Origin of the sequence: Acinetobacter gerneri DSM 14967 = CIP 107464 = MTCC 9824 (assembly GCF_000368565.1) — a bacterium.
Taxonomy (GTDB): domain Bacteria; phylum Pseudomonadota; class Gammaproteobacteria; order Pseudomonadales; family Moraxellaceae; genus Acinetobacter; species Acinetobacter gerneri.
Genome location: NZ_KB849542.1, coordinates 539,146 through 549,782 on the forward strand (window position 1 = coordinate 539,146; position 10,637 = coordinate 549,782).

A 10,637-nucleotide genomic window follows, 5' to 3' on the forward strand; every position below is an offset into this window, starting at 1 on the left:
TTGTACAACTGTTTATAATTTAAAATAATTAATACCAATTGTTAAAATTGCTTATTAATTACTCTAGAAACGTATCACAATTTAATCAAATCCAGCAAATTTAATCACATTTTCTATACAGAAAAATGACTATTCCGCCTTCAGCGAAGGTAATTTTGAAACTAAACGTAAAGAAACAGTCAAGCCTTCTAATTGGTAATGTGGGCGTAAGAAGAACTTAGAGGTATAAAAACCAGGATTGTCTTCCACTTCTTCTACAATCACTTCTGCGGCTGCAAGTGGCTTTCTCGCTTTAGTTTCTTGAGATGAGTTCAATGGATCACCATCAACATAATTCATTAACCAATCATTCAACCAACGCTCCATTTCTTCACGTTCTCTAAATGAACCGATCTTGTCTCGTACGATACATTTCAAGTAATGTGCGAAACGACAGCAAGCAAATAGATACGGTAAACGTGCAGAAAGTTTGGCATTTGCCGTTGCATCTGCATCATGGTATTCGGTTGGTTGTTGCAATGATTGCGCACCAATAAATGCCGCAAGATTCGAGTTTTTACGATAAATTAATGGCATCAAACCGTTATTTGACAGTTCTGCTTCACGACGGTCACTGATCGCAATTTCTGTAGGGCATTTTAAGTCCACCCCACCATCATCCGTTTCAAAGGTATGTGTAGGCAACTCATCAACTATACCGCCTGATTCAACACCACGGATCGACGTACACCAGCCAAACTCATTAAATGAGCGATTAATGTTGACTGCCATCGCGTATGCAGCGTTAACCCAAGAAAAATCTTCATGACCGTTGGTCACTTCTTCAAAGTTAAAATCATCGACTGGATTTTGTTTTGAGCTATACGGTAAACGCACCATAAAACGTGGCAATGCCAAACCTAAATAACGTGCATCATCACTTTGGCGTAAGCTTCTCCATGCTGCATATTCAGTATTTTGGAAGATTTTTGTGATATCACGTGGGTTTGATAACTCTTCCCAAGATTCCATTTGCATCAAACTTGGGTTAGCACCCGTGATAAATGGACAATGTGAAGAAGCTGAAATTTTCGCCATTTCAGTTAAGATTTCAACATCTTGAGCGCCATGATCAAAATGATAATCGCCCACTAAACAGCCAAATGGTTCACCACCAAATTGCCCATATTCTTCTTCATAGATTTTTTTGAAAATAGGGCTTTGATCCCACATCACACCTTTATATTTCTTTAAGTTTTTGCTGAGCTCTTTTTTGCTGAGTGGCATAAACTTAATTTTTAAAAGATGATTTGTTTCAGTATTATTCACCAAATAATGCAGACCTTGCCAAGCACTTTCTAGCTCTTTGAATTCTGCATTATGGATAATTTTATTGATCTGATCTGAGAGTTTCTTATCAATTTCAGCGATGATCGCTTCAATGGTTTGATAAGTATCATTTGAATGCTGTACCACGCTTTGCAAAGCTTGGCGTGCCAAAGTTTTCACAGCATCTTGAACAGCAGATTCAGCTTGTTGAGATTTGGGCTTAAATTCTTTATTGATAAGCTGTTCAAATTCATTGCTTTGTAAAAGCTCAGTACTCTGCTGATTTTCTAATTGGGTAGATGACATTAAGCTTATTCCTTTTTATTCCTTAGAGTCTTCTGCTTTCTTAGCGACACTTGCTAAAGACTTCAACATATCGTTATCTGACAATACTTTACTAATCAGCTCTTCTGCGCCAGTTTTACCATCCATATAAGACAGTAAATTTGACAACTCAGTACGGGCATCCAAAAGTTCTTTTAATGGTTCTACTTTTTGCGCAATACGATTTGGCGAAAAGTCTTCCATGCTTTCAAACTCTAAATCTACATTGAGGAAGCCTTCATTTGTGAGTGTGTTTTCTACATTGAATGCGGCACGTGGCTTAATTGATTTGATACGATCATCAAAATTATCCACGTCAATTTCCATAAATGTACGATCATTGATATTTGGAAGCTCTACTTTGGATTTACCAGCCAAATCAGAGAAAACCCCCATCACAAATGGTAGTTCTACTTTTTTTTCCACACCATAAATTTCAACATCATATTCAATTTGAACACGTGGTGAACGGTTGCGGGCGATGAATTTTTGTCCAGAATTTTTGCTCATATCACACCTTTATTCAATTTAATCATCTATATTATTTTCAAAGGGTTGTCCAACCAGAGTTTCAAGTCTGTCTAAAGAATCCGGACTTATATCTTTCATAATTTCATAAAAATTATAATTCATTAATCGCTGTATTCGCCTTATAAATAATGGCGCAGGATGTGAAGGTTCATGTCTTTCAAAATACATATATATTTTTTCAAGCAGTAAATCCACATCATGACGCGAAGTTATCTGATAGTTTGACCAACTTTGCTGTTGATTTACAACAGTTTTATCTTCATTTTTTGTAACAGTATCTGAAGATGCCTGAGCTTCACTTGTCGTGGATACAGCAGCGCCCGCTTGGATCAAGCTTTTAATTTTCAATAATAATTTTTCGATATTATCAAATTTAATCTCATAGTCATCAAGTTTTTGAATGAAAAGAGATTTTATTTTATCAATTAATTCTAAAGAATTAAGCACTGCTTTAATCGCTGAATCTGATTGATCAAGTGCAATCTGTAGATCAATATTCAAACGTTCGGTTCCACCCGGATAAAGCTCATGACTGGTATTTGGATTATCGATGACTTGTTCTATTTCTTTGACGCTAAAGTTGCTTTGCGACAAGCTATTTTTAACGATAAATGAATTGCGAACTAATTTGATGATGCCATCGTTAGCATTAAATACCGATAAAGCATTGGCTCGATAATCTGGATCAAAATCGCCATCTTCATCATGCAATTTTGGATAAATATCTTGCCAATATTGCTCTAAATTTAGATAAATAATTTCTAAGCCCTGTGCCAAAGCATTTAAGCCATGACTCATGATGCCACTTTGGGTAAAGATACTCATCACATTGATATCTTTACTTTTAGTCTGCAAGATTTCACTCGCCAGATCATGGATTTTTTCCCAATCTGGACCTTGTGCTTCGATAATCAAATCACCAAACTGCTGCTCAGGCTTTTCCTGAAGCATATTCATCAGTTTTAAATAATCATCATCATATTCAATACTGATCCCAGCAGGTTGATCCGAGCCAATGGCTCCAATATATTTCTCTGTAGTAATCATTTTTCTACTACCTTATTAATAACTTTCTATAAATCACGTGATTTGTAGATTCAATTTTAAAATTTAAATTAAACGCTTTTGGATATAACTCATACCAACTATCCATATCTTCAATATAAGCCGTCTTGCTATTTAAATGAGAAAGTGGCTCAACCAGACTACTTAGAAAAGTTTCATCTAACTGTGTAGATAAACTCTCCCATTTCAGCCCTAAGGCTTGCAATTTTTCAGAAAAAAGCAAAATCATATCAACAGGTTGAAGATTTAAGTTGTGTGAAAATATGATGAATGGACATTTCCGACCACGACTATCATGGCTTGAAAACAATATGCCTTGGATCCGTTTATTATCCGAAATGAAACTTTCTAAAAAAAAATAATAAACGTAAAGCTGTCCATCCACTTGGCCAGTTTTGATGAATTGTTCACCGATATGATCTTGCCCACGGCTCAACCAATTCATCAAAGACCGCTGTATCGAACCCAAATTTTTTGATTGAATAAAATCAGCATAATTGGGTAATTTCCCTATCCAACCAATTGCCTCTTCTAGCATTTAAACTCCTTTAATGAAGTTAAATTGAATGGGTTTTGTCCAGAAACGGCTTTAAACTCGATATAAACTTTGTTCTGTCCCAATTCAAATGTCGCCAATACACCTCGACCATCTGGGGTCGCAATGACTTTCGAAGCTTTATCAATTAAACGGAATACAGACCAGTCACCATTGACTTCTATACGTTCAGGTTTTGCATCTGCTGAGGTTGCTTCAAGCACAAAACGATTGTCTTTTGCAGGCCAAGTCATCACTACATCTTTTAAAGGACCGTGAAAATACTGAATTTTTTTACTGTCATAATAAATATTTAAATTATCAATGTTTTTATCCATCGCTTTAATATTCATGATCAGATCAATTTTCGGTACATTTTTTCCTGCAAAAAGTTGAGCATTAATTGCTTCTGCATTGCTATACGTTTTTGTGGTTTTGACTACCCCACCATCGAGAAGGCTACGAAATGGAACTTGACCATTTTCACTCACCATCACATTACTCGATAAAGTTTTCAAATAGGTTCCATCTGTACCAAACAACTGCGCCAACTCTTGAATTGAAATATCTTGCTGTGATGACTTCACAAATGGATATTTATTTGCAATCAAGTTCTTGCATGTGTTTTGTACGACTTGGTCCTGTTGTTTAGCAAGAGCGCTCACTTGGGAATCTTTATACGCCTGACTTGAGGCGGTGATCTTTCCCACAAAAACGTCCAGCATCGGTCTAAATGGATCAGGTAAACGATTGACCTGAGCTTTATAGTTCACCAAAGGTCGAACATCAGGCATCAATTGATCTTCACTTTGGATACTGAGTTCCAAAGCAACCAAATAAACATATAGATCATTGATTGATTTGATAATTTCATCGAGCTGAGCACCTGATTCACTGGTCGTTTGTGTCAAACTTTGAAATTGTGAAAAATTATTTGAAATACTTTCTAAATAACCTTGCACTTTGCTTTCATCAATCATTTTATTTGCTGCAACTGCTGTATTGACCGCAGCTTTTTTAGCTGCCTCAACATCAGCAGGATTTTTGCTATCGTCTGTATTGGCAGCAGCTGTCGGTGCATCTGCTGTCAATTTTGTATTTGCACTAATCCCTTTAATAATCCCCGCCAATGACGAATTTTTCTCAGACAACTGTTTTGCCATCACAATCGCTTGTTGCAAGTTGCCCGGTTGAACCATTCTGACGTCTTGGATATATGACTTCCAAGTTGCAGTGTATTGAAGTGCATAAATACGATAAATATCTGCAATCACTTCATCCATTGGTTTCATTTGCGCATTATCACCAATGACCCATTTTTCTTCTTTATAAACGTTCTTTAAACGCTGATTTACAAAAGGTAAAAAAATGTTTTGATAACCATATTTTGTAAACAATGGATTGACTGGATCATTTAAAGTCCGTGCAGAAACACGGCGGAAAATGTTATTGGTTGAAACCCCACCCATTGTCACAAACGAGGTAACGGGAATCGAACGCTGATCAAGAGATTTTGTATATTGCGACACATCTTGCATGATGATTGCTGCAACATCTGTATATACCAGCAAATCTCGTGCTTGAGTAACTAAACCCAAATCATAGGTCGCTCTAGGGGTGATTTTTTTACTGTTAATTAACTTTTCCAATGCCGCAAGTGCACTGGGATCTGGGCTTGTTTTCGCTAAAACATTATTGACAGCCCATTGATAAATAAACTTTTTATCATAATGTTCAGGCTGATATAACATCAAATATGCTTTCAGATTGTTATACACATCCTTATAGTTTTTACCATCAATACTATTTTTTAACTGACGATTGATCTCATTTGATAAAAGAGGCAATACATTTTCATCAATTAAACTTTGATGCTTTGCCAAAGCTGCTTTGGCGATGTCATCATGTTGCTTTAAACCAAAATTTTGAAAGAAAGACTTGTTCAGCAATTCTTTATTAATATTGTATTCAGGCAAGGTATAGACACGATTGGTAAAGTTCAAAACTGAAGAGATGTTATTTGGATCGACATTTTTGGACATCAATTCAACAGGTTTCAGCTGCTGTTCAACCGCTTCTTGATATTTCGAATTGTACGAATATGCTCTGATCAACAAGAACAAGAAAATCAAAAATGCTAAGCCAAATAATGCCGCACAAATCCAGTAAATCTTTCTTTGTTTTTTCAGCCAATTATTGTCAATACCTGCTGTATTTGCAGTATCAAGCAATAAAATTTTGAAAATTTCATTTAAGAAAAAAGACTTCGATTTAGAGATCAGATGTGCATTTTGATTTGTCGCATATTTAGGTTGCAACACTGACTTATCTTGTTCATCCAAGATAAAGTTTTCATCTTCTTCTTGCACAGCACTGGTAAAATAAACACCCGCCAAATTTAAATCTGCGTCATATCGAGACAAATTCAGCATTTTCTTTAAATAGACTTTTAAAGAATGTGAGAATTTTTCAAATTCTGTCGCAAAACCGATGCCCAAATCTGCTGGATCATTATTTTGGTTATTATAAGAAACTGTTTTGAACAGATTGATTTTTAACTTTTCAACAATGACATCAATTTCATCTGTCATCGTATTGATTTTTTCAGCAGTCGTTTCTGTCAATGGATCAAGGCTGACACCAAAGGCTTTTTTACGATCTTGATCATCTATATAGTTAAAATATTGATTGAAACCAACCACCAAGTCGATCTTATTGACCACGATATATAATGGGAATGTGGTATTAAATGAAGACTGCATTTCTTGCAAGCGCATACGGATTTGTTGCAACTGAAGTTTTAACTTTTCTTCATTTGTATCAATGATATCTTCTGCACTCAGCATCAAAACCAAACCATTAATCGGCTGTTTTGGTCTGCAACGCTTTAATAGCCCCAATAACTCATTCCAGTCATTGGTATTTTGTATATCATTATTTTGTTCAACAAATCGCCCTGCTGTATCTAGTAATAAAGCTTCATCTGTCAAAAACCAATCGCAATCACGTGTTCCAGCCAATTTTGAAACATGGTCTGTCGTCCCTACAGGGAAGGTTAAACCTGAGTTTAAAATCGCAGAAGTCTTACCTACCCCCGGTGCACCAACCACAACAAACCATGGTTTTTGATAAATATATTCACCATTGTTGGCAAATAAACGCTGAAAGAAGTTTTTATTTTCTTTACTTTGCTCACGCAACAAGATGTTATCAATATTGGAAAATTGCTCTTTTAGCTCACTATCCGTTTCAGGTTGAAGTGTTTTTTCCTCACCAATATCGCTTGCTTTGATTTCTTCAATCACATGCTGGTTCATTTTTCTGGTTTTATATAATTTAAATAAATATATTCCAAGAAAAATTAAACATACTACGACCGTTGCAATCACTCTCGCCATAACAGTATCAAGCGGTTTATATTTATCAATTGCAATCGCAGGTCCAGCAAACCAAATCGCGCTAATCAATGAAATGAGCCCAAATATGCTCCACATTGAAGACCAACTAAACATCGTTAAAAAGCCCATATCTCTCTACCCATTCCTTATAGTTTTAGTTATTTGCAACTTGTGTTGAGTTTGTTGCTAACGGCTGTGTATTGCCCTGCTCAATAAAAACAGTAATTTCTACACGGCGATTTTTAGCTCTATTTTCAACACTATTATTTGGGTATCTTGGATTTTCTGAACCTTTACCCTCTGACCTTACGCGATTTCCATCCTGCACATAATTTAATAAAATTGATTTCACAGCATCTGCACGTGCTTGCGACAAATGCCAATTTGATGGGAATGCAACGCTACTGATGGGTTGATCATCACTGTATCCAGATACAACCACACGCCCTTTCACTTCATTTAATGCCTGCCCAACAGCAGCCATCACAGGATAGTAACGATCCTGAATTTTGTCTGAACCTGAAGTAAATAATTCATCACCCAAAATCGTGATAGTACTTTTACCCGGCACTTCTTCGACTTGTAATAAACGATTGTCTATTTCATTTTTGAGTAATGGTGTCAACAATTGCACACGTTCAGTTGAACTTTGTACTTGCTGAATATTTAACTTGTTGATTCGAGTGTTGATTTCATTGGTGTTTTGCGCCAACTTCCAGTTGAAAATGGCATAAATAATCAGCAGTAATGCTGCGGTTAATACAGCAAGAATCCAAAGTGGAATATGGCGACCTTTTTGGGTCAATAATTTATTTTTATTTTCATTATTTAACAGTAATTCTGCACTTTGACTTGAACCATATTGGCGAATGATTTTTTCGAGTTCTTTTTTAATATTTTCAATGCTGACCTTGCCGTTATTGAGCACTTGATATTTGCCCATATAACCCAGAACCAAACAGTAATACATCAGTTCAATCAAATTGATATTTTTATGTGGCTCTTGTTTGACCCGATCAATCAACTGGAAAAACTGTTCACCGCCCCAAGTTTCGTTATGGAAGGTCACCAATAAACTATGCGCTGCCCACTCTTGATCAGCCCAACCATTTTTTGCTGCAAACTCATCCAATAATGTACATAGACAATAGCGCGCAGCTTTCACAGTTTCGTATCGAACACCACTTTCTTCGGCTTTTTCTTCAAATTTTTCAATATCTTTTTTAAGACCTTGTAAAACCTCAGTAGTCGGCAATTTACTTTGGAAATATTTCATTTGTGAAGCTTTATTCAGTAAAGGAATAGCAGCCTCAACAATCACATTTCGAGTATTATCTTTTTTTGTATCATCAGCTTGGGAAATAATATTACTTTCTATTTCCTCAAATTTTATGGTTTGCATTTTTTATTACTCATATAAATTTGTTAATAATTTTTGATTGCCCAGCATTCAATATCCAGATCAGGGAACTCGCCTGCTAAATGGATTGCCATACCTGCTGATTGTTCGAGGTCTTGCCAAAGCTCCGAGCCTTTATCAATTTCAAAATAGCTATAGCCAGAGTGATAAGGCAATTCACGTGGTGCTGTAGATAGCGCATGCACGTGTATACCCGGCAAGTGATATGCAATCAGATCTCGAACTTTTTCTACCGAGCTGATCTTGATCGTGGTTGGAATTCTTTGTCTTAATACTTCAGAAGGCATGCTGGCATTGATTGCAAGAACAAATGAGCAACTGTTGAGCATGCTCGTTTCAGGGGTAAGCGCAACGCGAGTTGCCTCATCACGCAGTTCAAGTGGAATCATAATTGCACGTTGTTGCAACACGATTGATAACACTTCGCGCAGCATCGTCACGATCTGCTTAAAACATTTATTGAGCTGATCGTGATCATAAATCGGTAAATTGAAATTCAATTTATCAATATGGAATGTACTCAGATCACCATAAAGTTTTAAGAAGTTTTCAAACAGGGAAAATGGATGTGTAGACTGCGAACTGCTCGTGACATTATGCATATAAGCAAAATAACGATTGATGGTTTGCAACATCAAAAAGTCGCGCACATCGCCTGTACCTTTGAGCGTTGGGTTGTTTAAAACACCACCCAATGCAAGGGCTTTTTGTTTGAGTAAGCCCAATATTTCAGTTTGATAATTGTTGAGCTGTAAATTATTTTTGGTATCTAAACTTGCTGGAATAAAATTATCATCAAGGCGAATATCCCCTGTTGTTGAAACAGAAGCAATCCGCGCAATCGGCATTTTTATATCTTGATCGTTGAGATTTCTAGCCAAAGACAATCTCAAATTTGGTGCTGCAATCAAAAGCTCACGTTTTGGCAGGTTTGCATCAGTGCTATCTTCGATTTCTACATTTTTTAAAAGATATCTGACATTTTCATTGTTGGTTTCATCAACAAAAGCGTAATTACGCTTATAGCTTGATGGCATCGACCATGCAAGGAAAATAAACTCATCTTCTACATTGGGTGGAATATTGAGGACCAGACTCGGCGCACTATCAATCGTTTCATTGAAGTAACTACCATCTGGTAAATATCCAACAATTCTATCGACTGAAACAGTGCCCAGTTTCAAGCTAGACGTATTGAGTTGTAAGTCAATCAAGCCCCAACCAAAGCTATGGCTTGCTGCATAATGCTGGTTAATTTGAGCATCATAATAACGTTCTAATTGCTGAAAGTGCTGTGGAGCAATTAATGTCCCTTCGTTCCAAACTACTTTGCGTTCACTCGACATTTTTTACTCCTCACTCTGTTCCTGTGGATTGCATATAAAGACCTTTTTTCAGGTCAGCTGGCTTTTTGCCATCCATGATTTTTTCCACACTTTCTTTCAGTTTTTTCTTCTGTTTTTTACTTAATTCATCAACATTTTTGCCTTGCTCTGCCATTTTTTTATCTAATATTTTTTGCATCGCTTCTTTTTTGGTGAGCTGGGTAACACCATTATTTTTAACGTCTAAATATAAGAAGTTGCCACCTTTTTGGTACCATTTTTTATCTTGTTTATATAAAGACATTTTCCAGTTTTTATCGAGTTCACGATAAGCCGCAACCACACCGATATAATTGGCTTTATCATTTAAAGGCAATTTAAAATTGACCTGATCTTCTGGACGAACCATGACACTCGTCTCTTCAACAACGCTTTCGCCAAGATGATTTTTATAGGTATCCGTGAGTGTCAGTTCATTCATTTGATTGAATTCAACTTCGGTGCTGAGCTGTAAAATACTCAGTCTTAAAGGCGACGGTTCAGCCAAAAGATTTGGGTTGATATCATCTTCTGCAAATATATAGACTTCTAACTCTTTATCATTCGTATTGTTTTTTGTAGGCAAGGTACTACAAGCGGTCAAAATGATCGTTATATAAGTCAATAATATTAATTTTGTCATATTCATAATTTCAACCTTACTCAACACTTATCGCATGTCGTGGAATTCA

At 36.3% G+C, this 10,637-nt stretch carries 8 protein-coding genes; all 8 read right to left on the reverse strand.

The window, feature by feature from the left end; translation table 11 throughout:
• Positions 1 to 129: 129 nt before the first annotated feature.
• From tssC to tssJ, 8 genes are read right to left on the reverse strand one after another with little or no spacing between them, the layout of a single operon-like run.
• On the reverse strand, positions 130 to 1,614 hold the full coding sequence (gene tssC, locus F960_RS07995) for a type VI secretion system contractile sheath large subunit (protein WP_004861872.1): 1,485 nt from the start codon (positions 1,612 to 1,614) through the stop codon (positions 130 to 132).
• 15 nt (positions 1,615 to 1,629) lie between these two features.
• Positions 1,630 to 2,142, reverse strand: a complete 513-nt coding sequence (gene tssB / locus F960_RS08000) for a type VI secretion system contractile sheath small subunit (RefSeq protein WP_004861876.1) — start codon at positions 2,140 to 2,142, stop codon at positions 1,630 to 1,632.
• Positions 2,143 to 2,160: 18 nt separating this feature from the next.
• Positions 2,161 to 3,210, reverse strand: a complete 1,050-nt coding sequence (gene tssA / locus F960_RS08005; protein ID WP_004861879.1) for a type VI secretion system protein TssA — start codon at positions 3,208 to 3,210, stop codon at positions 2,161 to 2,163.
• 7 nt (positions 3,211 to 3,217) lie between these two features.
• Complete coding sequence (tagF, locus tag F960_RS08010) at positions 3,218 to 3,766, reverse strand: type VI secretion system-associated protein TagF (RefSeq protein ID WP_004861882.1); 549 nt, start codon at positions 3,764 to 3,766, stop codon at positions 3,218 to 3,220.
• Positions 3,760 to 7,290 (reverse strand): type VI secretion system membrane subunit TssM, encoded by a 3,531-nt coding sequence (gene tssM, locus F960_RS08015; protein ID WP_004861885.1) that lies wholly within the window; start codon positions 7,288 to 7,290, stop codon positions 3,760 to 3,762. The genes tagF and tssM overlap by 7 nt, the downstream gene beginning before the upstream one ends.
• 25 nt (positions 7,291 to 7,315) lie before the next feature.
• Positions 7,316 to 8,563 carry a type IVB secretion system protein IcmH/DotU gene (gene icmH, locus F960_RS08020; RefSeq protein ID WP_004861889.1) on the reverse strand — a complete coding sequence of 416 codons (1,248 nt, stop codon included), beginning with the start codon at positions 8,561 to 8,563 and terminating at the stop codon, positions 7,316 to 7,318.
• A gap of 23 nt (positions 8,564 to 8,586) precedes the next feature.
• On the reverse strand, positions 8,587 to 9,927 hold the full coding sequence (tssK, locus tag F960_RS08025) for a type VI secretion system baseplate subunit TssK (RefSeq protein ID WP_004861891.1): 1,341 nt from the start codon (positions 9,925 to 9,927) through the stop codon (positions 8,587 to 8,589).
• 10 nt (positions 9,928 to 9,937) lie between these two features.
• A complete protein-coding gene (gene tssJ / locus F960_RS08030; protein WP_004861895.1) occupies positions 9,938 to 10,594 on the reverse strand; it encodes a type VI secretion system lipoprotein TssJ in 657 nt (218 codons plus the stop codon).
• Positions 10,595 to 10,637 lie beyond the last annotated feature (43 nt).

Excerpts from the sequence above, each read along its gene's own strand:
- icmH (WP_004861889.1), bottom strand. The coding sequence starts at position 8,563 with ATGCAAACCATAAAATTTGAGGAAATAGAAAGTAATATTATTTCCCAA.
- tssJ (WP_004861895.1), bottom strand. The coding sequence starts at position 10,594 with ATGAATATGACAAAATTAATATTATTGACTTATATAACGATCATTTTG.
- tssM (WP_004861885.1), bottom strand. The coding sequence starts at position 7,290 with ATGGGCTTTTTAACGATGTTTAGTTGGTCTTCAATGTGGAGCATATTT.
- tssK (WP_004861891.1), bottom strand. The coding sequence starts at position 9,927 with ATGTCGAGTGAACGCAAAGTAGTTTGGAACGAAGGGACATTAATTGCT.
- tssB (WP_004861876.1), bottom strand. The coding sequence starts at position 2,142 with ATGAGCAAAAATTCTGGACAAAAATTCATCGCCCGCAACCGTTCACCA.
- tssA (WP_004861879.1), bottom strand. The coding sequence starts at position 3,210 with ATGATTACTACAGAGAAATATATTGGAGCCATTGGCTCGGATCAACCT.
- tssC (WP_004861872.1), bottom strand. The coding sequence starts at position 1,614 with ATGTCATCTACCCAATTAGAAAATCAGCAGAGTACTGAGCTTTTACAA.
- tagF (WP_004861882.1), bottom strand. The coding sequence starts at position 3,766 with ATGCTAGAAGAGGCAATTGGTTGGATAGGGAAATTACCCAATTATGCT.